This is a genomic window from Planococcus glaciei (assembly GCF_900099655.1).
Lineage (GTDB): Bacteria > Bacillota > Bacilli > Bacillales_A > Planococcaceae > Planococcus > Planococcus glaciei.
In genome coordinates this window covers 35,707-61,581 of the sequence record NZ_FNDC01000001.1, presented here as the reverse complement: position 1 = coordinate 61,581, position 25,875 = coordinate 35,707, and the positions used below count along the sequence as shown (strand labels likewise).

General features: G+C 47.0%; 26 protein-coding genes and 2 riboswitches. Of the genes, 19 read left to right on the top strand and 7 right to left on the bottom strand.

All coding sequences use genetic code 11. From position 1 onward, the window contains the following. Positions 1-3: 3 nt before the first annotated feature. The 6 genes from pepT to BLQ32_RS00270 all read right to left on the bottom strand — a co-directional run bounded on the left by pepT (position 4) and on the right by BLQ32_RS00270 (position 6,205). Complete coding sequence (gene pepT / locus BLQ32_RS00295) at positions 4-1,227, bottom strand: peptidase T (RefSeq protein WP_074508654.1); 1,224 nt, start codon at positions 1,225-1,227, stop codon at positions 4-6. 171 nt (positions 1,228-1,398) lie between these two features. After that, on the bottom strand, positions 1,399-2,607 hold the full coding sequence (locus BLQ32_RS00290) for a M20 family metallopeptidase (protein ID WP_074508653.1): 1,209 nt from the start codon (positions 2,605-2,607) through the stop codon (positions 1,399-1,401). Between the two features lie 19 nt (positions 2,608-2,626). Then, entirely contained in the window at positions 2,627-3,466 is an 840-nt protein-coding gene (locus BLQ32_RS00285; RefSeq protein WP_074508652.1) for a MetQ/NlpA family ABC transporter substrate-binding protein, read from the bottom strand. Positions 3,467-3,521: 55 nt separating this feature from the next. Further along, complete coding sequence (locus tag BLQ32_RS00280; RefSeq protein ID WP_036805632.1) at positions 3,522-4,172, bottom strand: methionine ABC transporter permease; 651 nt, start codon at positions 4,170-4,172, stop codon at positions 3,522-3,524. Then, positions 4,162-5,193 (bottom strand): methionine ABC transporter ATP-binding protein, encoded by a 1,032-nt coding sequence (locus BLQ32_RS00275; RefSeq protein ID WP_074508651.1) that lies wholly within the window; start codon positions 5,191-5,193, stop codon positions 4,162-4,164. The genes BLQ32_RS00280 and BLQ32_RS00275 overlap by 11 nt, the downstream gene beginning before the upstream one ends. Positions 5,194-5,322: 129 nt before the next feature. Next, a riboswitch (SAM riboswitch) is annotated at positions 5,323-5,436 on the bottom strand. 127 nt (positions 5,437-5,563) lie between these two features. After that, positions 5,564-6,205: a glycerol-3-phosphate acyltransferase gene (locus tag BLQ32_RS00270; protein ID WP_074508650.1), complete on the bottom strand. Its 642-nt coding sequence runs from the start codon at positions 6,203-6,205 to the stop codon at positions 5,564-5,566. A 129-nt stretch (positions 6,206-6,334) separates the two neighbouring features. Further along, positions 6,335-6,450, top strand: a riboswitch (SAM riboswitch). 103 nt (positions 6,451-6,553) lie between these two features. On the opposite strand from BLQ32_RS00270, the gene BLQ32_RS00265 reads away from it, so the two are divergent. From BLQ32_RS00265 to BLQ32_RS00190, 16 genes are all read left to right on the top strand, one after another. Further along, entirely contained in the window at positions 6,554-7,843 is a 1,290-nt protein-coding gene (locus BLQ32_RS00265; protein WP_036805639.1) for an O-acetylhomoserine aminocarboxypropyltransferase/cysteine synthase family protein, read from the top strand. Positions 7,844-7,856: 13 nt separating this feature from the next. Further along, entirely contained in the window at positions 7,857-8,870 is a 1,014-nt protein-coding gene (gene metX, locus BLQ32_RS00260; protein ID WP_036805642.1) for a homoserine O-acetyltransferase MetX, read from the top strand. 131 nt (positions 8,871-9,001) lie between these two features. Continuing rightward, on the top strand, positions 9,002-9,664 hold the full coding sequence (locus BLQ32_RS00255) for a DUF4309 domain-containing protein (RefSeq protein ID WP_074508649.1): 663 nt from the start codon (positions 9,002-9,004) through the stop codon (positions 9,662-9,664). Positions 9,665-10,126: 462 nt separating this feature from the next. Then, on the top strand, positions 10,127-10,888 hold the full coding sequence (gene cpaB, locus BLQ32_RS00250; protein ID WP_074508648.1) for a Flp pilus assembly protein CpaB: 762 nt from the start codon (positions 10,127-10,129) through the stop codon (positions 10,886-10,888). Between the two features lie 44 nt (positions 10,889-10,932). After that, positions 10,933-12,072 (top strand): CpaE/TadZ family protein, encoded by a 1,140-nt coding sequence (locus BLQ32_RS00245; protein ID WP_074508647.1) that lies wholly within the window; start codon positions 10,933-10,935, stop codon positions 12,070-12,072. Between the two features lie 30 nt (positions 12,073-12,102). Beyond that, on the top strand, positions 12,103-13,467 hold the full coding sequence (locus BLQ32_RS00240; protein WP_036805655.1) for a TadA family conjugal transfer-associated ATPase: 1,365 nt from the start codon (positions 12,103-12,105) through the stop codon (positions 13,465-13,467). After that, the gene (locus tag BLQ32_RS00235) at positions 13,458-14,387 is read left to right on the top strand and encodes a type II secretion system F family protein (protein WP_175557048.1); all 930 of its coding nucleotides are present in this window, start codon (positions 13,458-13,460) and stop codon (positions 14,385-14,387) included. The genes BLQ32_RS00240 and BLQ32_RS00235 overlap by 10 nt, the downstream gene beginning before the upstream one ends. A 9-nt stretch (positions 14,388-14,396) precedes the next feature. Next, positions 14,397-15,335: a type II secretion system F family protein gene (locus BLQ32_RS00230; protein ID WP_036805659.1), complete on the top strand. Its 939-nt coding sequence runs from the start codon at positions 14,397-14,399 to the stop codon at positions 15,333-15,335. Positions 15,336-15,353: 18 nt separating this feature from the next. Then, complete coding sequence (locus BLQ32_RS00225; protein ID WP_053165281.1) at positions 15,354-15,575, top strand: hypothetical protein; 222 nt, start codon at positions 15,354-15,356, stop codon at positions 15,573-15,575. Between the two features lie 45 nt (positions 15,576-15,620). Further along, on the top strand, positions 15,621-17,018 hold the full coding sequence (locus BLQ32_RS00220) for a vWA domain-containing protein (RefSeq protein ID WP_074508646.1): 1,398 nt from the start codon (positions 15,621-15,623) through the stop codon (positions 17,016-17,018). 87 nt (positions 17,019-17,105) lie between these two features. Continuing rightward, the gene (locus tag BLQ32_RS00215) at positions 17,106-17,492 is read left to right on the top strand and encodes a TadE/TadG family type IV pilus assembly protein (RefSeq protein ID WP_036805661.1); all 387 of its coding nucleotides are present in this window, start codon (positions 17,106-17,108) and stop codon (positions 17,490-17,492) included. Continuing rightward, positions 17,489-18,241 carry a Tad domain-containing protein gene (locus BLQ32_RS00210; protein ID WP_074508645.1) on the top strand — a complete coding sequence of 251 codons (753 nt, stop codon included), beginning with the start codon at positions 17,489-17,491 and terminating at the stop codon, positions 18,239-18,241. Before BLQ32_RS00215 ends, BLQ32_RS00210 begins: the two co-directional genes overlap by 4 nt. A 9-nt stretch (positions 18,242-18,250) precedes the next feature. After that, positions 18,251-18,439 (top strand): hypothetical protein, encoded by a 189-nt coding sequence (locus BLQ32_RS00205; protein ID WP_036805679.1) that lies wholly within the window; start codon positions 18,251-18,253, stop codon positions 18,437-18,439. Between the two features lie 19 nt (positions 18,440-18,458). Next, entirely contained in the window at positions 18,459-19,181 is a 723-nt protein-coding gene (locus tag BLQ32_RS00200) for a hypothetical protein (RefSeq protein WP_036805682.1), read from the top strand. A gap of 21 nt (positions 19,182-19,202) precedes the next feature. After that, a complete protein-coding gene (locus BLQ32_RS19750; RefSeq protein ID WP_175557047.1) occupies positions 19,203-20,549 on the top strand; it encodes a hypothetical protein in 1,347 nt (448 codons plus the stop codon). Positions 20,550-20,590: 41 nt separating this feature from the next. Then, on the top strand, positions 20,591-21,376 hold the full coding sequence (locus tag BLQ32_RS00190) for a hypothetical protein (RefSeq protein ID WP_074508644.1): 786 nt from the start codon (positions 20,591-20,593) through the stop codon (positions 21,374-21,376). A gap of 51 nt (positions 21,377-21,427) precedes the next feature. Here BLQ32_RS00190 and BLQ32_RS00185 read toward each other — a convergent pair whose 3' ends face one another. Further along, a complete protein-coding gene (locus BLQ32_RS00185; RefSeq protein WP_036805687.1) occupies positions 21,428-21,658 on the bottom strand; it encodes a helix-turn-helix domain-containing protein in 231 nt (76 codons plus the stop codon). A gap of 238 nt (positions 21,659-21,896) precedes the next feature. Here BLQ32_RS00185 and BLQ32_RS00180 point away from each other — a divergent pair, with 238 nt between their 5' ends. The 3 genes from BLQ32_RS00180 (at position 21,897) to BLQ32_RS00170 (ending at position 25,850) form a co-directional block, all read left to right on the top strand. Then, a complete protein-coding gene (locus tag BLQ32_RS00180; RefSeq protein ID WP_036805690.1) occupies positions 21,897-22,787 on the top strand; it encodes an EamA family transporter in 891 nt (296 codons plus the stop codon). A 95-nt stretch (positions 22,788-22,882) separates the two neighbouring features. Then, positions 22,883-23,572: a response regulator transcription factor gene (locus BLQ32_RS00175; protein WP_036805694.1), complete on the top strand. Its 690-nt coding sequence runs from the start codon at positions 22,883-22,885 to the stop codon at positions 23,570-23,572. 142 nt (positions 23,573-23,714) lie between these two features. Then, positions 23,715-25,850, top strand: a complete 2,136-nt coding sequence (locus BLQ32_RS00170) for a sensor histidine kinase (protein WP_074508643.1) — start codon at positions 23,715-23,717, stop codon at positions 25,848-25,850. Positions 25,851-25,875 lie beyond the last annotated feature (25 nt).

The following is a 25,875-nucleotide window of genomic DNA, read 5'->3' as shown; positions in this document are numbered from 1 at the left end:
CGCTTATTTTTGTTCCATCGATTTCACGATTTCCACGATGACTTGTGTGGCTTTTTCCATGTTCTGCACCGAGATGAATTCGTACTGGCCGTGGTAGTTTTCGCCGCCAGTGAAAATGTTCGGCGTCGGCAATCCCATATACGACAATTGCGAACCGTCTGTACCGCCGCGGACCGGCACGATATTCGGCTCGATTCCGAGCGCTTTCATCGCGGCCTCGGCTGCATCGACGATGTCCATAACCGGTTCGATTTTTTCACGCATATTGTAGTACTGGTCTTCAAGTTCCAGCTTTACCGCTTCAGTGCCATACTGCTCCTGCAGCTTCGCGGCCGTTGTTTGCATATGGCTCTTTTTCGCTTCGAAAGCGTCTTTGTCAAAATCACGGATGATATACGACAGCACCGCTTTTTCCACATTGCCGCTGAAGCTGTTTAAATGGATGAATCCTTCATAGCCTTCCGTCAATTCCGGCACTTCGTTTTTCGGCATTTCTTCCTGGAAACGGATGGCGACGGTCTGGGCGTTGACCATTTTGTTTTTTGCAGAACCCGGATGGACGCTTTTCCCTTGGACCGTCAATTTGGCGGCAGCGGCATTAAAGCTTTCGTACTGCAGTTCGCCAAGCGGACCGCCGTCCATCGTATAGGCGAAGTCAGCTGCAAAGCGGTCGACATCGAATTTATGTGGGCCGCGTCCGATTTCTTCGTCCGGCGTAAACGCTACACGGATTTTGCCGTGTTTGATTTCCGGATGTTGGATCAAATATTCCATTGCTGTCATGATTTCTGAGACGCCCGCTTTATTGTCGGCGCCAAGCAACGTCGTGCCGTCGGTCGTAATCAGCGTGTGGCCGACGTAATTTTTCAAGTCAGGAAAGTCGGCAACCGCCATTGTGACGTTTGGATTTAATTGAATATCGCTGCCGTCATAGTTTTCGATGCGCTGCGGATTGACATTTTTTCCGGTGAAGTCTGTCGCTGTGTCTACATGTGCCAAAAATCCGACCACCGGCAGTTCTTTATCGGTATTGGCAGGCAAAGTGCCGAACAGATAGCCAAATTCATCCATGCCGACATCTTCCAGTCCGATATCGTTCATTTCCTTTTCCAGCACGTTCAGCAGATCCCATTGGCCTGGTGTTGATGGCGTTTTCGTGCTTTCAAAATCAGATTGCGTATCGATTTTTGCATAACGAACCAAGCGTTCCATTAAAGCTTCAAACATGTACAGTTCCCCCTAAGATATGTATTCTCTTTATTTTAGCATGAAAAAAGAGAATTTTGGAAATACGCTCGATTGTGGCATGGATATGCACAGTAAAGGTTAAAATACGCCCGGTTGCGGTTAAAATACGCTTCTCCACAAAAAAGGCAGCGAATTTTCGCTGCCTTTCGGTTATTTTTTATTATTTTTCTCAATCAGCGATTGCGCGTGCGCCCGTTTGACTTCTTCGAGAAGCGCAGCATCCGTCAGCAGGCGATAGCCTGTATTCGCAAGAGCTTTCGCGCCGCGGATCAATGCTTCATTGCCGGCTTCGGACTTGGCCGCTTCACGGAATTCAGCGGTGTGGGCAATCAAGTCATCCGGACCGATCTTGATGTACGGATGAGCCGTCGGCACTTCGTAGCTGATGTTGCCGGCATCCGTTGAACCGAGTCCTTTCGAGCGGGAAGCAGCGACTTCTTCGCCGACCGCCAGCAGTTCTTCGCGCACAATTGCATCCAAGGCATCGGTCAACACCAGATCTTTCACTTCGTTCTGGAACCGCTCAATTTTGACCGTTGCTCCAGTTGCAAGGGCAGCGCCTTCAGCAATAGACCGGATTTTTCGTGCGGTGTCTTCGGTCTTCTTCCAGGAATCGGCACGGATGTAAAAACGGGCCGAAGCGTATTCAGGGATGATATTCGGCGCATCGCCGCCGTGCGTGATAATGCCGTGGACGCGGGCATCAGACGGCAATTGCTGGCGCAGGGCGTTAATGCCATTGAACAGCTGAAGCACCGCGTCGAGGGCGTTGATGCCTTCTTCCGGAGACGCAGCCGCATGCGCCGGTTTTCCGTAAAAGTGAAAATCAAGCGGGTCGACCGCAAGGGAAGGGCCGGTGATGGCCGATTTCCCGGATGGGTGGATCATCAATGCAGCATCAATTCCCTGGAGCAGCCCGTGCTTCACGAAACTGCCTTTGGCGCTGCCGTTCGGTCCGCCTTCTTCAGCCGGCGTCCCGAGAACTACGATGCGTCCGCCAGTAGAAGAAAAGGTTTCCGAAAGGGCAATCGCCGCTGCGACACTTGTCGTGCCGATAATGTTATGGCCGCAAGCATGTCCGAGGCCCGGCAACGCGTCGTATTCAGCGAGGTAAGCAATCGTCGGGCCCGGAAGCGCGCTTTCTTTGCTGGCAAAAAATGCGGTTTCGTGTCCGGCAACGCCCGTTTCAACAGTGAAACCGGCATCTTCCAGCAATTCCACCAAAGTAGCACTGGCAAACACTTCTTCATTGCCGATTTCCGGCTTGGCATGGATTGCCTGGCTGGTCGCGATATACTCTTCGCGTTTTGAGTCGATGGACTGGGAAATGGTTAGGGCTGCTTCTTGGGTAGCTGTCATTGATGTTCCTCCTCAGGGTTTATTGGTAATCCACTAGTTCTTCTACAGGGACGAATGTCGGAATCTGAGCGCCTTTTGTATGTTCTTTGATGAATTCAGCAGTATCGTCCTGCTGGTACAGTTCGACGATTTTCAAGAAATCGGGATCGTCAGCATTTTCCTTGCTGGACGCAATCAAGTTGATGTAAGGAGCGGCAGTTTCACTTTCACGGGCAATCGGATCTTCTGATGGATTCAAGCCGGCATCGACGGCAACGCCGTTATTGATGATTGAAGCAGCAACGTCCGCCATGGCACGAGGCGTCTGGCCGGAAATCATTGGCACCAGTTCGATGTTCTTCGGGTTTTCGATAATGTCGTCAGCAGTGCCAGTCAACCCGGCATCTTCCGATAATTTGATCAAACCGGCTTCCTGCAGGAGCAATAAGCCGCGCCCCATGTTTGTTGCTTCGTTCGGAAGCGCAATTTGAGCACCGTCCGGCAGTTCATCGACCGTCTTGTACTTTTCAGAGTAAAGGCCCATTGGAGCAATAACAGTGGAACCGATCGGGACGATATCCAATTTATGTTCAGCAACGAATTCATCAAAATAAGAAATGGTCTGGAATGCATTTAAATCCAATTCGCCTTCAGCAAGCGCCATGTTTGGTGCCACATAGTCGGAGAATGTAACAATTTCAAGTTCAATGCCTTCTTTTTCAGCTTTCTCGCCGATATAATCCCAAATGGTTGTATCAGAGCCGCTGATGCCGAGTGTAACTTTTCGGTTGCCATCGGCGCCTTCTTCATCGCCGCCTCCGCAAGCTGCCAAAAGCAAAACCAGTGCGGCTAATAGTAAAAGAGAAGTAATTTTCTTCATGTTGTGTTTCCTCCAATGTTTGTTTTAGTTGTTTTAGAATTTATTGATATTGTTGTTAACTGCGGCGTACGCGTTTCGACAAAACATTTCCAAGCGACTGCACCCCTTGGACGAGAATGACCAGGATGGCGACGGTGATGACCATGACTAAGGTATCAAAGCGCTGGTAACCATAGGTGATGGCCAAGTCTCCGAGGCCGCCGCCTCCGATGGCTCCGGCCATAGCGGATGCACCGATCAGGCCGACAATTGCAATCGTCAATGCCAGGACAAGGGAACTCAAGGCTTCCGGGATCAAAAAGCGGAAGATGATCTGCCCGGGTGTAGCGCCCATTGCCTGCGCTGCTTCGATAACGCCTTTATCCACTTCAAGCAAGGAGTTTTCGATCAAGCGTGCGATATATGGCCCTGCATAAAAGACCAGGGGCACGATGGCGGCGGCTGTGCCGATCGACGTGCCGACGATCAGGCGGGTCAACGGGATGATGGCGACCATCAAAATGATGAATGGCACAGAGCGGAAAATGTTAATGATGATGTTCAAAACTTTCGAAACCGGCTCGTTTGCCAATAAATGCCCTTTACGGGTGACGACCAGCAGTATTCCGAGCGGGAATCCGATGATCAAAGAAAAAAGAAACGAAGCACCTGTCATATAAACGGTTTCCCAAAGGGCTTCTAAAATTTGTTCGTTATCAACTAGCATAGTTCTTAACCTCCTCAACTTTGACCGTGTCGCTGCGGATTGCTTTCAACGCCTGCTCGATTTCAGCCGGCTTTCCGGAAAACTCGACGATCAAATTGCCGTATGGGGAGCCTTGGAGTTCGGTGATATTGCCGAACAGCACGTTCAAATCAAGATTAAACTCCCGCGATACACGCGACATCAATGGCTGGCCGACAGATGGGCCGGTAAACTGGACGCGGTAGATGGTGTGGCTGCGGTTCGGGTCCTGAATTTGGTTCAACAGCGATTCAGGCAAGTCGTCGTTCATGACCGAACGGACGAAACGCTGGGTCGTCGGCTGCTTTGGATTGGTGAATACTTCGAATACGCTGCCTTGCTCGATCACTTTGCCGGCTTCGAGAACCGCGACTTTATCGCAGATTTCCCGGATCACGCCCATCTCGTGAGTGATCAGCAAAATGGTGATGTTGTATTCCCGGTTGATGCGGCGAAGCAATTCCAGGATGGACTGGGTTGTTTGCGGGTCTAGTGCAGATGTCGCTTCGTCGCACAGCAGAACCGAAGGGTTGGTGGCAAGCGCACGGGCAATGCCGATCCGCTGCTTTTGTCCGCCGGAAAGCTGGTCCGGGTATTTCTCAGCTTGGTCTGCGAGTCCGACAAAATCAAGCAAGTCTTTTACTTGTTCTTTGATTTTGTTTTTCGGTGTGTTCGCCAGGATAAGCGGCATGGCGACGTTATGGTATACGGTTTTCGAATTCAGCAGATTGAAATGCTGGAAAATCATGCCGATGTCTTTGCGGGTTTCGCGTATTTCTTTACTCGAAAGAGTGGAAATGTCTTTGCCGTGGATCAACACCCGTCCGCTTGTCGGACGTTCCAATAAGTTGACCGTGCGGATCAAAGAACTTTTGCCGGCGCCGCTAAAGCCGATAACGCCGTATATTTCACCCGTTTCGACAGTCAAGTCAATCCCGTTCAATGCATGGATTTCCTGTTTGCCGGACTGGTAGGTTTTTGCTACCTTTTCGAATTGAATCATTTGGTATGCCTCCTCTTGCTGTCTAAACCTTTACTGTACACTTCCACTTTCTTTCAAAAAAGAACGAAAAAAAGCCCTCTTTTTTCTTATCCACAAGAAAAAAGAAGGCTTCAGAATGAAACCATCTCGTTCTCATCTTCCAGATGCAAAAAAGCATCTGCAGGAATTAGCACAGTGTTCGCATGTAGCGAACCCGCTGCCGAAACGTCATAGGGCCTGTCCCTCGGTTTCTCTGGATAAGAAAGTGATGTACGTTATTCGATTTGTAATGTTTACTTTATTGTGAAATAACGAATAAGTCAAGGGCATCTCTAAAAAACTTTATTCAAGCAGAGAAAAGAAGCAAAAAGACCTATGTGAATCGTACGTGTTAGGCGGACCCTGCTGGTTTCTTCCGAAATACCGCCGATACTTTCGTTTCCGTACCCTTTTTGATGCGGATAATGTTTTCAAGATGCTTCCAAATAGCCATAACAAATAAGGCAACAGCAGTGGCAAGGGGCCAGATGCCTTCAGCCGGCCAGTAGGCGATGGCAAAAAACATGCCGTATAAAACCAGCACGCCAATCACCAAATAATCGGTGGCAAGTGCAGCCAGCACCAGCAGCAATCCGCCGGCAAGCCCGAGTTTCCAGTCGAGCGCAAGCATGACGCCGATGACAGAAGCGGTTCCTTTGCCGCCGTCAAAGCTCATATAGAACGGGAAGTTGTGGCCGAAGATCACGCCGGCCCCTACCAGGAACAGCAGCGTCCAAACCGTCTCTTCCGGCAAAGAAAAGCTGTTCAGTAAAAGGCGGAACCCAATAACGGCTAGGGCTCCTTTCAGGATATCCCAAAAAGCCACAAGGGCGCCATATTTCCAGCCAAGGACGATTGCCGCATTGGACGCTCCGGAATTTTTGACGCCTTCTTTTTTGACATTGACGCCGGATAGGAGCTGAGCGAGGGAAGACCCATGAAAACAGCCAATAAAATAACCTGAAATAAATGCAATTGCGATCCATAAAACCATATTTTCTCACCTCTCTATAGTAAACGGCTAAAGAGAGGATTAGTTTCGTAATTTTTAGAAAAGATAGACTTGACAAATTATTTTATTCTTTCTATACTACTCAACATGATGGAAAACTAAATCTGAATACTCTTATCAAGAGAGGCGGAGGGAATAGGCCCTATGATGCCCGGCAACCAACAAGCGATGCTTGGAAAGGTGCTAAATCCTACAGATCCGGCAAGACGGGATCTGGCAGATGAGAGGAGGCAATCCGTATGCAACGGCCCTCTTCTTAATTGAAGGGGGCTTTTTTCTATTCCTCCTCAACCACGGTTTCCATCAAAAAAACCTTAGGAGGAAAACAAAATGACAAATTTTAAACCAGAAACGCTTTTATTGCACGGCGGACAACAACCGGATCCAGTGACTGGAGCGAGAGGGGTAGCCATCCATAAAACCACTTCTTATGTGTTTAAAAATACGGAGCATGCCCAAAACTTATTTGGATTGAAAGAACAAGGAAATATTTATTCGCGCATCATGAACCCGACCGTGGATGTTTTTGAACAGCGTGTGGCGCTTCTTGAAGGCGGGACTGCTGCAGTCGCCCTTGCTTCAGGAATGGCGGCCATTGCTTTCTCTATTTTGAACGTAGCGGAAGCAGGAGATGAAATTGTAGCGGACGGCAATCTGTACGGAGGCACCTACAGCCTGTTTGCCAACACCTTGCCGCGCTACGGCATCACCGTTAAATTTGTAGACGGAACGAACCCGGAAAACTTCCGGGCAGCCATTACGGACAAAACGAAAGCAATCTTCGGTGAAATTATCGGGAACCCGAGCTTGAACGTTTTTGATGTAGAAGCGGTAGCCGATATTGCTCACGAAAACCAAATTCCTTTATTGATTGATAATACATTCGCCTCCCCTTATGGCAGCAATCCAATCGCATTCGGTGCCGACGTTGTCATCCATTCCGCAACGAAATGGATCGGCGGGCACGGCACGACCATCGGCGGCGTTGTCGTGGACGGCGGCAAGTTCAACTGGAACAATTCAAGATTCCCGAACTACACAGAGCCGGATGAAAGCTACCACGGCATCCGCTACGGCATTGACGTGGAAGGTGCTTCGTTTGCAACCAAACTGCGCGTGCAGCTGCTTCGCGATTTCGGGCCGTCACTAAGTGCAGAAAGTGCCCATGCGTTCCTGCAGGGACTGGAAACTTTGCATTTGCGCATTCCACGCCATAACAGCAATGCCCGCTTAATCGCGGAATATCTGAAAGACCACCCGCAAGTGGAGTGGGTCAACTACATCGGATTTGAAGACCATCCGTCTCACCAGTTGGCGCAGAAGTACTTGAAAGACGGCTACGGTTCTATCGTCAACTTCGGCGTGAAAGGCGGACGCGAAGCGGGGCGCAAAGTCATTGACAGTGTCGGCTTATGGTCGCATGTAGCGAATGTCGGCGATGCCAAATCCTTGATCATCCACCCGGCTTCGACGACGCATCAGCAATTGAAAAAAGAAGAACTGGAATTGTCCGGTGTTACCGAAGAATTGATCCGTTTGTCAGTAGGGCTTGAAAATCCGGAAGATTTGATCGCCGATCTTGAACAAGCCATCCAGGCAGCAGTTTTGGAAAACGTGTAAGGAGGGAACGGACATGACGACTGTATCCATAGGATCACTGACCTTAGAATCTACGGAAGTCTTGCATGATGTGGAACTTGCCTATGAACGCTGCGGAAAAGAAGGGGCTCCGGCCATCCTCGTCTGCCATGCGCTGACAGGCGATCAGTTCGCTGTAGGCACTGCTGAAAATCCAGGTTGGTGGTCGGGGCTGATCGGGCCTGGAAAAGCTGTGGATACAGACGTTTTTCAAGTCATTACCTTTAACGTGCTCGGGGGCTGCCATGGTTCAACGGGGCCAACGTCGATAAACCCGGAAACCGGAGAACCGTACCGGGCATCGTTCCCGCTGCTTACCATACGCGATATGGTGCGTGCGGAATATGCCGCTTTAAAAGAACTCGGCATCACTCATTTGACAGCGGTTCTTGGCGGGTCGCTCGGCGGGATGAAAGCGCTGGAGTGGGGGCATTTGTATCCGGATTTTGTAGATGGCATTTTGCCGCTTGCAGTGACGCCTGCCTACAGCGATTACGGAGTAGCGTTCAACTGGATCGGCATCCAGTCCATAGAAAACGATGCACTTTTTGCAGGCGGCAATTATGCAGATTCAGCGGATTTAAAAGGTTTTGAACTGGCACGAATGGCTGCAATGGTCACTTACCGGAGCGGCAATTTGTTCGACCAGCGCTTCCGGCGCAGCACCAAAGAAGGACAGTTCCAGGTAGAATCATATTTGGACTATCAGGGGCAAAAATTGGCGAAACGCTTTGATGCTAACAGTTACCTGACCTTGTTGAAAGCGATGAATACCCATGACGTGTCACGGGAGAAAATCGATGTGGAAATCTTTACCCTGTCCTTTACGTATGATTTGCTGTATCCGAGCGAGCAGATGATTCCGTGGCTAAAGAGCATGCCGAATGCTTCCTGGGAAATCATCGAAACCCAGTTCGGACATGACGGCTTTCTGGTCGAGTTTGAAAAATGGGGAGAGTATATCCAAAAGAAATTGAATAGCCTGGTTGTTCCTGAACTCATGCGATAAGCATGGGTTTTTTCGTTTATGCAAAGGATTTCAATTAACTTATAGAAGCTGAACGTTTTGACATGCAACAAATCTTGTGTTCAAGTGTCTATAAAATAGAATATTCAAAATTCGGAAGGGGGGTGTGTTTTATGGTTAAAAAGCTATTTTGGTTGGGCAGCGCAGCCACGCTGGCTTTCAGCTTAGCCGCGTGCAGCGAAGTGAGCAGCAACGAGGACGTGCCAAAAAACCATACAGAAGAACATTCAACTGAAACAGTGGAAGAAACAGCAGCAGCAGAGACGGAACAGGAGAAGGCGGAAGAGCCGGAGAGTGAGAGTGAAGTGGAAGAACCGGTAGTCGATGACGAGCAAAAAGGAATGGCAATAGACACTTTAAAAGAAATTGTAAAAAACGCCGAATCCGGTATTGTCTACCGATTCTCTGATGGGTTTCAAGTCGGGAAAGCAACGCGCGATGAAGTGTATGCCGCAATAGGCGAGCCGGAGGAGCAAGTGGATGAATTCGATTTTTATCACGGTTCGATGGGGAATGCTTCTTATCAAATCGCCTATGATAAAAACAATGTCATGAAAGAAGCGCGCTATTTCGGCACCAACGTGGAGCGCCAAACGAATCTTGGCGGCATTGCAAAGAAAGATTTGCTTGAGCATGTTGGAGAGCCGGCGGAAGAACGTAAAATTCCAGCTACCGGTGAAACAAATCTTGTCTATCACGTAGGAGATTACGAATTGCAGTATATCCTGGCGAAAGATGGCACGACAGATCACGTCAATCTTCTAAAAAGCAAATGATAAGAAGCAGCAGCTATGGAAATTTCATAGCTGCTTTTTTGATTTTTTTATTGAGAAATCAGTTCAAAAAACCCTGGTTTAAAACATCTTTAAACTAAGGTTTTTAAATATGCAATTTACCTGAAAATGAATCGGAAGTTGTACTGCGGTAACGACTATGAAAAAAAAACAGAAATAAAATAAGGGAATGTAGGTCTAATTATTTAAAAATTTACAATCCTGTAAAGAAAAAATGCCAAAAAATGCGGAAGGGTCTTTGGATCTACGTGACTTTTTTACTGAAACTTTTGATTTCAAATTCTGTATGATTTTGACAAGAATTTCATATTGCTGTAAGCATAAAGAAGAGAAATTGTGAACAAAGATTGAACGAGTATGGGCCATAGGCTAAAAGGCCTTAAAAACATACGTTCCATTGTGAGTTCAGCCGTGATTTGAATACTGATCCAGGAGAGTGCCGACATGATTGAATCCAAGAAAAAAGCCATCACCTTTTTTGTTCTTGCTTTGCTTTTGGCAGGAATTGCCGGTTTTTTGACTTTGCAGAAAGTTAAGGAACTCAACAACGATTTGGGAACGATGGTTAAGGTTTATGCAGCAAGCGGAGATATAGCCTCACGGACGGTGATAACCCCGAAAGAGATTACCGTAGAAGAAATACCTAAGAAGTTTGTCACAGAAGAGCACATTACCGATACGGCGGACCTGGAAAATAAAGTGTCTGTCATTCCTTTGTCTTCGGGAGATTTAATCACAAAAAATATGTTGAAACAAGCTTCTGCGGTTATGGAAGAAAACAATCGGCTGATCACTTTAATGACTTCTGAACGGGTTTTCTTCGATGAAGAACTGGAAGCATTGGACCGGGTCGATATCATTGTGTCCCTGCGGGAAAAAGACGAAAACAAAACAGAAATTTTCATGAAAGACGTTAAAGTGGCCAGAGTTGCAAACGACAACAAGAAGTTTGCGGGCGTCCAGTTGGAAGTGTCCCTGGACCAGGCGCCGAAATTGATACATATGCAGAATTACGCAGATAGCGTTCGCATTATAAAAGCGAACGTTGGTACAGGAAAAGAAGCTGCCAAAGCAGCACCTGCGAAGGAAGCGAAACCAAAGGAAGAGGCGAAGCCTAAGGCGGAAACAAAGCCAAAAGAAGAAGCAAAGCCGAAAGCGGAAGCCAAACCAAAAGAAGAGAAAAAAGAAGCGGACAAAAAAGAATAGGCCGACATGAAGGATACGCATAAAGAGAGCTGAGGGAGTTTGACATGAAACCATCCAACTTATTAATTGTGGGACCAAAAAATGAACTATTAACTCTGTTGATCCGGCAGTTTGGAAACGAGTTCGAGTACAGTTGGCTGGAACCGGGCCACTTAAGATCGGAATTGAAAAACATTGAGCCATCTATGGTGCTGCTGCTTCACGATCCTGGAAAGGATTTAGAGACACATGCTTATTTGCAGCAGGAATTGAGCCATGTTCCAATCGTTTTTGTTCATGAAAGCCATGATTTCCAACTGTTCCGTGACTTGGTGAGAGCGGGAGCTGTCGATTACTTTGTCGTTCCGGAAGATTTAAATGGATTGGAAAATCAGATTTCCATAATGCTTGCGCGTTTGCAGACAGCCCCGGAAAAAGAAAAGCAATTAAGTTTTAAAAGGGGGACAGGACAAGTTTTTGCTTTTTACAGCGGCAAAGGCGGAAGTGGAAAAACGCTCTTAAGTACGGCATTTGCCCAAACCCTGAAATTTGAATCTACGGCGCAAGTCCTGTACATCGATTTAAATCTGCAGTATGGCGGCGGAGAATCTTATTTAGGGGTCGAGACCTCCCGCAATATTCTGGATCTGGAACCGGTCATTAAAGAAATGACGGAACAGCATTTGCGCAACGTAACCGAAAAAGAGCCTCTATCAAAAATGGAATTGCTTATCAGCCCTTGTGATGCAGAACTTGCTGAATACATAACGGAAGATTTTATCACCCGCCTTTTACGAGTTTGCCGCAGAACTTACGATTTTATCATCGTGGATTTGCCGGTCAATATGGATGAGCGGACTTACACCGCACTCGTTGAAGCAGACCGCATTTATTACACCACTTTGCTGGATACGCCTTCAATCAGGGTCTTCAAGCATACCGAAGAGCTATTCCAGAAGTTGGGCATTCCAACTGCAGAGCGCCTGGAATTGGTATTGAACCAGGTAGGGCGGGAAAACGAATTGTCCAAAAAAGACATTGAACGTTTTATCGAATATCCGGTGGCCGCAGAGATCAGACGGGATATGAAGGGCGTTCAAACCGCCATAAATAAAGGGGAAACTCTTCGCAAATTGCCGAAAGAGAAAAAACTGACTCCAGCAGCCAAGGATATGCGCAAATGGGTCGTCTCGATGTTAAAATAATTGTTTTTTAGGAAGGAATGAAGGAAGGCGATGTCGCTTTTTCAAAGAAAAAGAACCGAATTAGCTGCTGCGGTCAGCGACAATATTTCAACGCAGACATCACAAGTCCTGACGCCGTTTTTAGAGGAATTGCTGGAACATTACAAAGCCCGTCTGCTTGCTGAAACCAATTTGGAGCCGCTGATTGCGGCTGAGGAAAAAGAGCGCCGCATATCCATAGAGCGGCTGATCAGCCAATTTATGTTGGAAGAAAAAGTCGTGATTTCCAAAATGGACAGAGAGACTTTGCTAAGCCGGCTTATTGATGAAACAGTAGGTTTTGGCCCGCTGGAACAATTGTTGAAAGACCCATCGATTACCGAGATATTGGTAAACGGTCCAAAAGAGATTCATGTAGAACGAAGCGGCAGGCTGGAACTTTCTCATGTTTCTTTTAAAAACGAAGAACATGTCCGGCACATTGTGGACCGGGTGATTGCGCCGCTGGGCCGGCGCATTGATGAAAGCTCACCGATGGTCGATGCCCGTTTGCCGGATGGCAGCCGGGTCAACGCAGTGATTCCGCCGATCAGTTTGAACGGCACCTTGCTTTCAATCCGGAAGTTTCGAAAAGAACCGTTTGAAATGACGGATTTGCTGAAGTTTTCTTCCTTGGATGAACGGATGGCGGAGTTTATCCAGGCACTCGTAAAAGCGAAATTGAACATTTTGATTTCCGGTGGTACAGGAAGCGGGAAAACTACGCTATTGAATGCAGTAGCGAAAGCCATCCCCATCAGTGAACGCGTCATTACGATTGAAGATTCTGCAGAACTTCGGCTCAACCGCGGAAGCGTAGTAGGCATGGAAGCCCGTCCGGCAAACGTAGAAGGTCATGGCGAAATCAGCATCCGCCAACTGGTGCGGAACTCGCTGCGAATGCGGCCCGACCGCATCATTGTCGGTGAAGTACGGGGAGCGGAAGCTTTTGACATGCTGCAGGCAATGAATACCGGACACGAAGGCTCATTGACGACTGTCCACTCCAACTCGCCGGTCGATGCCATCAGCCGGGTCGAAGGGATGGTCATTATGGCCGGAATGGATTTGCCGAGTGAGATTATTCGGGAGTACATTGTCGGTGCCCTGGATTTTATTATTCAGGCAGACCGTCTGGGGGATGGGCAAAGAAAAATTGTAAACATATCGGAAGTCTATGTAGATGAAGACAAAGGCGTGAAGATTCGGGATGTCTTTATTTTCAAACGGACAGGCACAGGCAAAAACGGGGAAGTGCAAGGCTATTTCACGCCGACAGGCTATGTTCCAAAATGTCTGGACCATTTGAAGATGTTTGGCATTGAACTGGATGAAACCATTTTCAGCGTACGTGAGGAGGTTCCTCAATGGACTTGAGCATCGGTATTTTATACGGTGCCTCCGTTCTGGCACTGCTGTTCGCCAGCTATCTGTTTCTTGGCTACCGCCGGGAAAAGCTGGAGTGGAAGAAAAAGATGAAAACCAGGTACCCGGAGGAAAAGCGCAAAAGTGCCATCAGTGTATGGGGCGACCGCTTTGATGAATCAGAAGCATCTCAAGGATTGGCCAAAAAGCTGAAAAATGCCAATGTCAATTTGCTTGCTTCGGAATATATCGGGATGCACGCCTTTGGCATTCTGCTGTTTTATGTAGTATTTAACATGATTTTCAATATGGCCTCGTTGCCGAGCCTGCTTCTGACAGCGGGCATCCTTGGCGGAAGCCATTTTCTGCTCTTTTATATCCGCAAAAACAAATACACAGAGCGGCTGAACGGCCAATTGAGCGAAGTTTGCCGATTGCTGGCAAATGCTGCAAGGTCGGGGATGACCATTACCCAAGGAATAGATTTAGTGGCCCGGGAAGTCAACGAACCGGCAAAAGATGAATTCAAGCGCCTTTCAAATGAATTGAAATTGGGGGTTCCTTTTGAAACCGCTTTGCGCGCGGTTCAAAAAAGAAATGAATCCAGAGATTTTCAATTGTTCATTGCCACGCTGTTAATCCAAAAAAGGACGGGCGGCAACTTGGCAACAACGCTTGAAACAATGTCCCATACATTAGAAGACCGGAAAATACTGCATCAGACGATTCAGACCATGACATCGGAGCAGCGCTATATTTCTTTGATTGTTCCGGCCATGCCGATTTTCATTTTATTGTTCATGAACAATATTATCGAAGGCTTCACAGATCCGTTGACCACTCCGATCGGCATCATCTTGATGGTTGCCTTTGGCCTTGGCATTATCTTATCGTTCTTCCTGATTCGTCAGATTACTAATATAAAAGTGTAGGTGAAGGCTTTGGATGCTCTTATTATTTTTGCGACAATCGCATTTTTGTTCATGGTGGTGCTGGGAATCAGAAACTGGTCGGTTTATGTGAAAGAGAAACGGAATGTGCTGGTGCATGTTTCGGAACTGACGAAAGTGGATGCATTCGACAATAAAAAGAAGAAACGCAAGCAGAAAACGAATCTGTTTCAGCGGATGACCGGTTATGCAGATGAATTTTCCGATCTGGGCCAGCGCATCAATTTCTTCAGTGAAAATATTGAAGTTGCCGATTGGCTGAAAAAATCCGGAAATCCGTACAATCTGACATTGGCCCGTTTTCAAGGATTGAAGATCTTCCTGTTCATCGTCGGTTTTTTCGCGGCTATGCTGGCATTTATTATCGGCTTTCCGCTTTCTAAATACGGCTTGGTATTTTTGCCGCTGATTGGCTACTTTACGCCGATCTACATCGTCAAGCGCCAGGCCAAAATGAGGCAAGAAAAACTGAGCCGGGATCTTCCTGATTTCCTCGATACCATCAGCACGAGTATCCAGGCAGGGGTCAGCATGGACCAGGCATTAAGGGAGGTGATTCGCTTTTTCGACGGTCCGCTCCAGGAAGAATTTATGCGCTTCATGCAAGAAATAGACTTGGGAGTGCAGCGTGAAACGGCTTATCGAAATTTACTCGAACGGAACGACAACGAAGAATTCCAGCAGCTGATTAAATCTTTGCTGCAGGGCATTAAACTGGGTGTTCCGATTGCGACAACGTTCAAGATACAGGCAGAAGATATGCGCCAGCTGCGCCAGGAACGGGTGAAAGAACTGGCAGCCAAGGCATCGCCGAAAGTGACGCTGGTCACGACTTTCGTTGTAGCACCGGTTTCCATCATGATGATCGCAGGCTTAATGATTTTGAATATGATGTACGGAGAAAACAGTGTATTTAACATTTTGGACTAAAAACTAGGAGGAATTGACATGAAAAAGAAATTAAACGAACTTGCTTTGCAAATGGTGACGTCAGTACAAACGAAAGTGGCAAACGAAAGAGGATCTCAGACTTTGGAATGGATTGGTATTGCAGCTGTCATCGTTATCGTAGTTGGAGTAGTTTCCCAAGCATTCTCAGGCGGCGGATTTGGCGACACGCTGGTGACTAAATTTGAAGGATTCATCAACAAAATCGGCGGAGGGGCTTAATACCCCTCTTGTTTTTCGTGATTTTCGCTGAGAAAGGAGCATCCGATGAGATTAACTAAATGCCTCCTTTTGCCTTTGATTGCCTTAAGCATGGCGGCTTGCCAATCTGAAAGCCAGCCGGAGAAACCTGAGGCTGAAGCTGCAGAGCAAAAGGAGCCGAAGGAGCAAAAAGCTGCTGATGAGAAAGCAGAAAAAGATATTGAATCTGTTCTGGCATCGCAGGAAATGCTGAAAGTTCCAGAAAATGATCGTGATTTGATTAATCAGCCACCTGGAAAAATTGGCGGCATGGATATTTCACTTGGCGATACGCCGCAAATCAAAGAAGCCTTTTTCGAAGCTTTCGGGGATGTGCCGGCTTTGCCGGAAGATGCCACGGAGAAAGAGCTCGAACTTTATTTCAATTATATTTATTCGCTTGTTGCCTATGATTTTCAAGATCCACAGGATGTTTTGGACCAGATGGAATTTGCCTTGTCCGGAACACCGGAAGCGGATCCCCGATTTGCCTTTAAAGAAAATTACAATGTCGAAATCATTCTTGATGCCAGCGGCTCGATGGCTAATTATGTAGGAGACCAAACCCGGATGGAATTAGCGAAAAAAGCAATCCGCGACTTTGTCGGGCAAATTCCCGAAGAAGCAAAGGTCTCGCTGCGCATTTATGGCCATGAAGGCACTGGTTCAGAAGCAGACAAAGCGGCATCCTGCAAAGCCATCGATGAAGTGTACAAACGCGGTGCCTATGACCAGGCAAGCTTTGACAAAGCAATGGATGCATTTAAGCCTGCCGGGTGGACGCCGGTTGCCGGGGCACTGGAATCGGCAAAAGAAAGTTTCAAAGGCCTGGACGCTAAAAGCAATACCAACCTTGTTTATTTGGTCAGCGACGGCATTGAGACTTGTGACGGAGATCCGGTAGCGGTTGCCAAAACCTTTGCGGATAGCAACATTTCGCCAATCATCAACGTAATCGGTTTTAATGTGGACGGCGAAACCCAGCAGCAGCTGAAAGAAGTGGCTGCAGCAGCCAATGGCATTTTTGCCAATGTTTCCAATGGCGCCGAATTGGCTGAGGAATTCAAACAGTCAAAAGAAGTGCTTGCCCGCTGGGAATCGTGGAAAGTGAATTCGGAGACCGATGTGCTTGCTGCCAGCAATGCCAGTTCACTGGCCATTTCTAAATTTGAAAATCAATGGTATGCAGACACGGACGGCCAGTATTTGGGCCTGGTCCGGGTTTTCGGTTTTTTGCGAGAAAAAGGCTACCTTACTTTTGATCAGGTGGATGATTTAACTGTGAAAGCCGGAGAAATTGAGCAGCTTTCAAAAGAATCGCGGGAAGCCATCATCAATGATCTGAATCAAGTAAAAGATCAAGGATTGGACAAAATGCGCATCCAGATTGACGAGAAATACAAAAAAAACACAACTGGACAGTAAAAGGGGACTCCCCTTTTTCCGGCTTATTCAAAGTTCCCCCTGCTGAATGAGCCGGAAAAGCGGGAGTCAGAATGCAGAGGTGAGGGCATGAAAAGAAAGATATTAAATGAAGAAGGATCTGCGACGATTGAATTTATAGGTGTCGTTCCGATGATATTCATGGCCATGATGATTGCCTGGCAATTTGTAGCAGGATTTCATGGCTTAATGATTGCGGAATCTGCAGCAAGTGAAGCTGCCAAAGTTTATTCCGTGACGGCAGATGCAGGAGAAGCGACGGCAGCAGCCAAAAAAATTGTCGATGCTGGCGGCAGCACCATCAGCTTTGCGGGTGCGCCGATTTCAGGGACTAATGAGTTTACAGCAGCAGTCAATGTCCGAATTGACTTTGTCTTTTTGCCGGCAAGCTTATTTTCAGGAGGCAAACCGACATTCTCGTATAGCGCCGATACATCGGGCAAGGTGATCAAATGAAAAAGATTGCGGCTTATATAGAAAATGAACGAGGAAACGTAGCCCTCCTGGTATTGGGATTGATCAGCGTCATGATTATTTTGTTCATGCTGGTTTTGAATCTCGCTGGAGCCCTTATCGTGAAGGAGCAGGCAATGTCAACTTCCCAACAGGCTGCCTTGGCGGCAACAGCCAGTCTGTATGAAGAATTGCCTGGATTCATCTTGTCTTATGAAAAAGAGCTGAAAGAATTTATAGAAGAAGAAGAGGCCGCCAAAGAAGCAGAGGAGCCTGGAGAACCGGAAGAACCGGAAGAACCGGAAGAACCGAAGGAAAAAGAAAAAACCATTGAAGAACTGATTGATGAGGAAACCGAGAAGCTTTCCGGTGAGATGTCAGATTACAGCCTCAATGAAATTCGAAACGAAGCGATTGACCGTATTTTATCGAAAGAACTGGATAAGGGGCTTGGCAATAACTTGCTGAAAACCAAACTTAGTTTAGAGATGGAGTACGACTGGATCAAGTCGATGAAAGAAAGTGCGCGCAGTGCAATCATTGCCAATGGCGGTGAAGTCGAGGGTGCAGTCATGACCGTTTTTGAGGACGGGCAAATTGTTGTGGAATCTGCTCATGAGGTAGAAGCGATTGGCTATAACGGTTTTTTTGCGGGAATTAAAGAAAATCTCTTTAAATCTTCCAAAGGGCCTGAACTGAAGTTTGTAAAAAAACTGCCCGAATGGGAAGGGAGAACCTACTCCCTGGAATAGAGGTTAGCAATGGCGAAAGAAAAGAAATGGCGAAAAATTTATTTGGTACTGATGATTTTCTTTTATGCCGTTTTTGTCCCCGTTACATTCGCAGAATGGCTGCTTGGAGAAGGTGGTTTTCCATTCACAGCTATCGTGGTGGGAATGGCGTTGCCGTATATGAGGAAAAATCATTTGCTTCAGCTGCAAAAACAATAAAAGGATGGAGGTCATTTTTATGGAAAGACCCATACGGTCGGCTTTAACATTTTTTGGGCAGAAATACGAACTGATTCTGCTTCTTGTGCTCTTTATTCAATTGCCCATTATCCTGCTTCAGTTTTTTGCTTCGAATTATATACTGGCGGCCACTCCGACATTCGGTGCTTTGTTTTCAATAGCGGATGTGTATAACGCCTATATGGTCTTTGTGCTCTTTTTGTTTGCATTGGTGCCTTTCGCTTATTTTTGGCATTTTGAAGCGATTGGCAAAGAGAAGCCGTTGAGGCTGACATTTTTTCAATTTGCATTAAAAGGATTCCACTTTTTCCTGTTTGCGGCAGCAGCAGGTGCCCTGATCACCATTGGCTTCGGTTTGTTTATACTGCCAGGCATCGTTTTGCTGGCAATATTCTCGATGGCACCGATTATTGCCGTGATGGAAAATCAATCAGTGTGGTCATCACTAAAAGAAAGTACACGGATTTTCAAAGCGCAGCATTGGAAAATCGTGTTATTGATTGCCGTTTTTGGATTTGCTGAAATGATTGGAGCGTATGTGCTTCAATTAATGGTTATGGGGATTACGACGTCCTTTTTGGCAATCGTGGTTTGCCATGTCTTTTTAAATACGATTTTTCTGCCTCTGTTTTACTTGATACTGGCATCATTTACAGCGAAATGGAAAGAAGAGTTAAGTTTGTTGACAATCGAAAACGACAGCTTTTTGGTTTCTAAGTAAAGCATTTGGAGGAGGGAAAGCATGGAACTATTGATGAAGCGAATTATCATTTCAACAGTTGTTTTACTGATTGTTGGACAATCTTTCTTCTTTTCAGTCGCTTCTGCCGTTCAGCCATGGTCAGGAAATACCTGGACTGGCGATACGTGGACCGGTGATACATGGGAAGGAACGCCTTGGGAAGGCAAAAGCTGGACCGGCGATACGTGGGAAGGTGAAAGCTGGCAAGGCGATGGCACGAGTGGAGACGGAACCTCAGGCGATGGCACAAGCGGAGATGGCACTTCGGGCGATGGCACAAGCGGAGATGGCACTTCGGGTGACGGCACAAGCGGAGATGGCACGTCAGGTGACGGCACAAGCGGAGATGGCACGAGCGGAGACGGAACCTCAGGCGACGGCACGAGCGGAGACGGAACCTCAGGCGACGGCACAAGCGGGGACGGAACTTCGGGAGACGGCACGGGCGGAGACGGAACCTCGGGCGATGGCACGAGCGGAGACGGAACCTCAGGCGACGGCACAAGCGGGGACGGAACTTCGGGAGACGGCACGGGCGGAGACGGAACCTCGGGCGACGGCACGGGCGGAGACGGAACTTCGGGCGATGGCACGAGCAGTGACGTCACTTCAGGAAATGCACCAAATGCTGAAGGTCCGGATGGATTTGAAGTGTTTAACTATATAGCAAAAGATGTCATTTTGGGGCAAGTGGATTTAGCGGGGAATTCGTTGACTTCAAGCAGCGGAGAGATGGGCAGAGGTTCAGCCTTCTTCCTATCCGGTCTCCTTTTAAACGGCTTGAAACTGGGAATCGACAGCCCCATACTGGAAGGCATTTCGGATGCCAATGATGCTGCTGCTAATAGCTTTACAGCTGCTCAATCGATTAATACCATACAAAATGCGCGAAACGCATCCCAAGCTTCTGCAGTTGGTGGAGCGATGAGCGGTGCGGCAACTGCCGGATCGACTGCAATGGGTGCATTAGGGAAGTTGAATGTGGTGGCAGCAGCCGGGGGCACAGTGCTCGGCGGAATTGAAACGTACAGGAAAACTTTTGGCGAAGGCGGAGTTATCGATACATTCAATGATTCAAATGCCAGCGGCGCGGATAAAACAGTTGCAGTTTCTGATGCAACTGCAAGCCTCGGTTCTACTTTGATGAGCGCGGGCGTTGTAACGGCTGCTATTCCGGGTGGACAAGCCATTGGTGCCGGGATTGTCGTGGCTGGGGCTGCGTTGTGGGGAGCGTCCAAACTTACCGGCTATGTAGCGAAAAACTGGGACGGCATTAAGAGCACGGCTTCAAAAGCAGGCAGTGCGATCGCTAAAGGATGGAATTCTTTTACTGGCCTGTTCGGCTAATGCTATGATTGAAGAAGACCGTTTAAAGGAGAGATTCATCGATGACTGACCAGACTACTCAACTGCTCCTGAAAAAAGTGAAAAAGCAAAAAAAATGGATAGAAGGTGTATTTGTAAATCCGGTGTATTGGATGGTGAACGGCAAGCCTTATTATATGGCGGGATTCACCAAAAACAATCAATCCGTTGCCACAGCCTATGTGACGCCAGGAGAAGAAAATCGTGAAGAAGCATTGGAAGCCCAGCGCCATTTAGCTCTTTTCGGCGACCTTAGCATTAATATTTTCGATATCGGCACCGATTACTTGAAAATAAACGCCGCTTATTTTACGAAACCGCTAAGCATTCCAGTTTCGGCAGCCGATCCGGCTGTCCACGAAGGAAGGGATGCATTTGCTGAACTTTGGAAAATCCAGCAGAACCTTTCTTCGCTCATAAAAGATTATAAAAATTATTACGAGAACGACGTATTGATCCGCAAAGAACTAACAGAAGAAGATGTCCAAAAAACACTTGAAACTGCTAATTTGCTGACGTTGTACCAATACTTGAATTTGAAGATTCTGTTGGAAAAAAACGCAGAAATCCAAGCGTTTGCTTCGTTCTTAAAAACGACAGACAGTTGGAATGGGCTTGGGCAGGAGCCGCAGAAATTTGTGCAAGGCATTACTGGAAACACCGAAAAGATGCAGAAAAACTTAAGCAATCTGAACGTGGTTCCGGATGCTGATTTTGAAAAAATGAAAAAGCTGAATTTCGATAAAATGGTTGCAGACAACCAGAAAATCATCGAAAACCAACGCCAGCACATCCGTTACCCTCAATGAACGACAAAAGCATCTTAGCCTATTTCCAGGCTAAGATGCTTTTGTTTAATTTTAATCTTCATCTTGAATATCCACATCGTCCGGAATCGGAGTGGCACGCCATTCTTCAAGGGCTTGTTTGGCTAGTTCCAGCTGCTGAAAATGTGTTTCGAACTGTGAGGTGTTGACCAAGTACTGCTCTCCGTCATGGACTGCGCGAATGCGGCCTTCAAGCACATAACTTAAAATTTGTTCTTCAGGCATCGACAGAAAAGCGGCAGTTTCCGGGATTGTCATATACATATGATCATCTCCTCTCTTTTCTTCCATTATAATTGATAAAGACAGCTATCTCAAAGCATTCATTTCATGATAAAGTGAAACTCAATTAAGGGGGATGTTCTTCATCCCCATTGATTGTTAGTTGAACCAATCGGACTTTTACGGTCAGTGGATCTCCCGCTCGGAAAAGCAGGAGTGTTACTGTCCGTTAAAGCAGGATAAAGTTACTACCATAATACGGAAAAAAGAGGTGTGGAGTGTGAACTACTGGCCATATATCTGGGTACTCCTTGCGGCAATGCTGTGGGGCACGACGGGAACCGCGCAAAGTTTCATCGATGGAACGGCCCATCCCCTGACAATCGGGGCGCTGCGTTTGAGCATAGGAGGCTTTACGCTTTTGGCGTTTGTATTATGGACGAAAAAACTGCAGCTTCGCTCAATCCCGTGGAAAGCTGTCTTGTTATCAGCGGCCACAATGGCGCTGTTTCAGCCCTTATTTTTTTCATCAGTCCAGTTGACCGGGATTGCAATCGGAACGGTTGTTGCCATCGGCAGCGCACCGGTTTTTTCAGGAATTTTGGAATGGGCGCTGCTAAAAAGAAGGCCCGACCGTATTTGGAGCATGGCGACCGGCTTGGCGATTATCGGCTGTTTGCTGCTGTTTGCTGATAAAGATGCACCTGCTGTTGACCCGGCAGGCATTTTGCTCGCACTGGGTGCCGGATTGTCATTCGCAACTTACGCCGGTGTCAGCAAGAATGTATTGGAACGTATGGACGCTGTTCCGGCAGTTGCAGTCATTTTCTCGTTAAGTGCACTGTATTTAATGCCTTTTTTATTCTTTTTTGATTTGTCATACATAGCAGCAACGGAAAATTTAGGTGTCATTTTATATCTGGGATTAGGAGCGACCAGCCTTTCCTATATTCTATTCTCCAGTGGCTTGAAGCTTATTCCATCTTCTTCTGCGGTGACCTTGTCTCTTGCTGAACCGATGACAGCCGCGCTTCTCGGGGTTTTTATTGTCGGGGAAGTGCTGACGGGAATTGCCTGGGTCGGTGTGCTGCTGCTGCTTGGCGGGATTTTGGTTTTGACGTTCGGCAGAAAAAAAGCTGATTCGAAACGCAAAGCTCTTTCTATCGAATAGCTAAAGGTTTCTTAAGAATTTCTTCAGATTTTTCCTAAGCTGTACTTAAGAATTTTCTTTTACAATAAATTTCATAGAGGAAAGAGGTGCAGAAGATGGTGCATACAGTACTGGTCACGGACGACGATCAAGATATCCGGGACGGCATTGAAATATATTTGAAAAATGAAGGCTACCATGTATTGAAAGCGGCAAACGGCTTGGAAGCGATCCAATTGCTTGAAGAAAATGAAGTGCATGTCATGATTCTCGATATCATGATGCCGAAAATGGACGGGATTTCAGCAACTTTCAAAATCAGGGAACAGCGCAATATCCCGATTATTATGCTAAGTGCAAAAGCGGAGGATTCCGATAAAATCCACGGTTTGTCAGTAGGGGCGGATGATTATGTCACCAAACCGTTCCATCCGATGGAACTGGTAGCCCGCGTAAAATCACAACTCAGACGTTACGTAACGCTCGGGAATTACGAGGATAAGGCCCAGCGCATTGAAATAGACGGACTTGTACTGGATACGGATGCGAAAGATGTAACGCTTCATGGCGAAACGATCAAGCTGACGCCGATTGAATTTAAAATAACGGAACTGCTTATGGCTAATGCCGGACGCGTATTTTCAATCCATGAGATTTACGAACGGGTCTGGAACGAACCGGCTTACAACGCAGAGAATATCGTGGCCGTGCATATCCGCAAAATCCGTGAAAAAATTGAGGCGGATCCGAAAAATCCAAGATACGTAAAGGTGGTGTGGGGCATTGGCTACAAAATGGAAAAATGATGCATGGTCGATTGTAGCGGTTATTTGTGCCTTGTTCAGCTTGCTTTACTGTTTTTCGTTTATCGTAGAATTTTTCTTCGTATCGCCATTTGAAGGATTGCTGGCTTCTCTCCGCAGTTTATCTAAAGGAGAGGTTTGATCGATGAAAAAATGGCTTTGGTTATTAACTGCATCTCTTGTTTTGATCGGCATTTTCAGTGTTATGGAACTTGGGCAGAAATACTTGGGAAAATCCTACACAGACACCCTGGATTTCGAGAATGATTTCACCTCTTTTACAGACCGTCTGATTGCTCTGGAACTGGATCCGCTATCGCCCGAGGAGGCGGTACCGGTTGCTGCTGAAGAAATCGAGGAGTACCGCAATCGCTATGGATCGCTCGCGGAACAAATTCTCAGCATCCAAAATCAGTACGCAACCGATATTGAAGACGCGGCTTCAACAGGCAATAAAAGCCTGGAAGAAGCATTGATCCAGGAGCGGGACAAGAAAATCAAAGAAATCCGCAATAATTTTTCAGAAGACGAAACAGTCATAAAAAAAATAGAGGAAGAGCGCAAGGCTGAGATTGAGCGGCTAATCCGCGAACAAAGAAGCGAACGGACCGCTTTCCTTGAAGACTCGCAGCACTATGTATACGAACTGACAAATTCAGAAACCGGAGAAACGTTTACGAAAGGAGATTTTTCTGGAAAACCATATTTTGAAAAGACCTATTCAGGCAGCAACCCTTTAAGTGCAGAATCCGCCCTTTACACAACGGATTTTGGCACTGAAATTAAATCAGACGCCAACTTTGTTGGAACCATTCAAATTGACCGGTCTTTGTTGGCAGCATCGAGCCATGGGAAAAGTTTTATGCATTTCACCGCTGTTAAGAGCATACTTTATGGATTTATTGCTTTAGCAATTGCAGGAGGAGTCCTCTTATGGACCCATCTGCGGTTTGATCTGAACTGGTTCACCCGGATGCACCTTTACGGAAAATGGATTGGCTTAACAATGGATGTCCGTTTTTTGCTGGTGTTTTTGTCATCGTTTTTCGGACTGTATGCAGTGACGAAGCTTTTCCGGTCTTTGATGACTATCGGATTTTCTGATCCTGTTGGTTTTGGATTGGACTTCGGCTGGAAACTGATTGTCGCACTTGTATTAATCGGAGTGTCTCTTTTGCAGATTATCTGGTTGTTTGCTTATTACAGAAAAGTGGAATTGCTGAAATATGAGTTCCAACAAAGCCTTGTCCTCCGCAATATACGGAATGCGAAAGAAGCCTTCCTGGATAAATCGATTGGAGTTCAGAGTTTAATGTTGCTTGCTGTCGTCTTTTCCTGGGGAGCAGGAACGGTGATGGCCCTTGTTTACCCGCCTTTATTCCTGGTGTGGATACCGGCAACTTTATTCATCGGCATCCCGGTCCTTCTCATAATGATGAAGCGCTTCGGTTATTTGAACGTGTTGATGATGCAAACAGAAGCAATCGCCAACGGCCAATTGAACCAAGAGCTTCCGGTACGCGGCAAATCGCCTTTGGCCCAGCATGCCAAACAGCTGAACCAGTTGAAAGAAGGCGTCCGCTTGTCGATGTCGGAGCAGGCAAAAAGCGAGCGGATGAAAACGGAATTGATCACCAATGTCAGCCATGATCTGCGAACGCCTCTGACTTCGATCATCACCTATACCGATTTGATGAAAACGCCACATTTGTCGGATGAAGAACGCATATCTTATGCAGAAATCCTGGACCGCAAATCGCAGCGTCTGAAAACATTGATTGAAGACTTGTTTGAGGTTTCCAAAATGGCAAGCGGCAATATGGAACTGCACTGCACCCGTATTGACCTAAATCAATTGCTCCAGCAGGCGCTTGCTGAACATGCAGAAGACATTGAGCTTTCCGGACTGGATTTCCGTATTGCCCAACCCAATAAACCGGTCTATGCACAAGTGGATGGCCAAAAATGGTGGCGGGTGCTCGATAATTTGATTTTAAATGCCATTAAATATGCACTGCCTGGTACACGGGTTTATTTATCGCTTGAGGAAACGGAAGGGCAAGCAGAGTTTACGATAAAAAACATCACGCGCTATGAACTTGGCGAAAACACGGATGAATTGTTTGAGCGTTTCAAACGGGGAGACGAGTCGCGGCAAACGGATGGCTCCGGCCTTGGGCTTGCCATTGCGCAATCGATCGTCGAACTTCACGGAGGCGCCATGAAAATTGAAGTGGACGGGGACTTGTTTAAAGTAACGGTTGCCGTCAGCAGCATGTAAATGAAAAAAGTGATGCCCATTATAT

Coding starts and splice junctions, on each gene's coding strand:
- pepT (WP_074508654.1), bottom strand. CDS start 1,227: ATGTTTGAAGCTTTAATGGAACGCTTGGTTCGTTATGCAAAAATCGAT.
- BLQ32_RS00290 (WP_074508653.1), bottom strand. CDS start 2,607: ATGACAGCTACCCAAGAAGCAGCCCTAACCATTTCCCAGTCCATCGAC.
- BLQ32_RS00285 (WP_074508652.1), bottom strand. CDS start 3,466: ATGAAGAAAATTACTTCTCTTTTACTATTAGCCGCACTGGTTTTGCTT.
- BLQ32_RS00280 (WP_036805632.1), bottom strand. CDS start 4,172: ATGCTAGTTGATAACGAACAAATTTTAGAAGCCCTTTGGGAAACCGTT.
- BLQ32_RS00275 (WP_074508651.1), bottom strand. CDS start 5,193: ATGATTCAATTCGAAAAGGTAGCAAAAACCTACCAGTCCGGCAAACAG.
- BLQ32_RS00270 (WP_074508650.1), bottom strand. CDS start 6,205: ATGGTTTTATGGATCGCAATTGCATTTATTTCAGGTTATTTTATTGGC.
- BLQ32_RS00265 (WP_036805639.1), top strand. CDS start 6,554: ATGACAAATTTTAAACCAGAAACGCTTTTATTGCACGGCGGACAACAA.
- metX (WP_036805642.1), top strand. CDS start 7,857: ATGACGACTGTATCCATAGGATCACTGACCTTAGAATCTACGGAAGTC.
- BLQ32_RS00255 (WP_074508649.1), top strand. CDS start 9,002: ATGGTTAAAAAGCTATTTTGGTTGGGCAGCGCAGCCACGCTGGCTTTC.
- cpaB (WP_074508648.1), top strand. CDS start 10,127: ATGATTGAATCCAAGAAAAAAGCCATCACCTTTTTTGTTCTTGCTTTG.
- BLQ32_RS00245 (WP_074508647.1), top strand. CDS start 10,933: ATGAAACCATCCAACTTATTAATTGTGGGACCAAAAAATGAACTATTA.
- BLQ32_RS00240 (WP_036805655.1), top strand. CDS start 12,103: ATGTCGCTTTTTCAAAGAAAAAGAACCGAATTAGCTGCTGCGGTCAGC.
- BLQ32_RS00235 (WP_175557048.1), top strand. CDS start 13,458: ATGGACTTGAGCATCGGTATTTTATACGGTGCCTCCGTTCTGGCACTG.
- BLQ32_RS00225 (WP_053165281.1), top strand. CDS start 15,354: ATGAAAAAGAAATTAAACGAACTTGCTTTGCAAATGGTGACGTCAGTA.
- BLQ32_RS00220 (WP_074508646.1), top strand. CDS start 15,621: ATGAGATTAACTAAATGCCTCCTTTTGCCTTTGATTGCCTTAAGCATG.
- BLQ32_RS00215 (WP_036805661.1), top strand. CDS start 17,106: ATGAAAAGAAAGATATTAAATGAAGAAGGATCTGCGACGATTGAATTT.
- BLQ32_RS00210 (WP_074508645.1), top strand. CDS start 17,489: ATGAAAAAGATTGCGGCTTATATAGAAAATGAACGAGGAAACGTAGCC.
- BLQ32_RS00205 (WP_036805679.1), top strand. CDS start 18,251: ATGGCGAAAGAAAAGAAATGGCGAAAAATTTATTTGGTACTGATGATT.
- BLQ32_RS00200 (WP_036805682.1), top strand. CDS start 18,459: ATGGAAAGACCCATACGGTCGGCTTTAACATTTTTTGGGCAGAAATAC.
- BLQ32_RS19750 (WP_175557047.1), top strand. CDS start 19,203: ATGGAACTATTGATGAAGCGAATTATCATTTCAACAGTTGTTTTACTG.
- BLQ32_RS00190 (WP_074508644.1), top strand. CDS start 20,591: ATGACTGACCAGACTACTCAACTGCTCCTGAAAAAAGTGAAAAAGCAA.
- BLQ32_RS00185 (WP_036805687.1), bottom strand. CDS start 21,658: ATGTATATGACAATCCCGGAAACTGCCGCTTTTCTGTCGATGCCTGAA.
- BLQ32_RS00175 (WP_036805694.1), top strand. CDS start 22,883: ATGGTGCATACAGTACTGGTCACGGACGACGATCAAGATATCCGGGAC.
- BLQ32_RS00170 (WP_074508643.1), top strand. CDS start 23,715: ATGAAAAAATGGCTTTGGTTATTAACTGCATCTCTTGTTTTGATCGGC.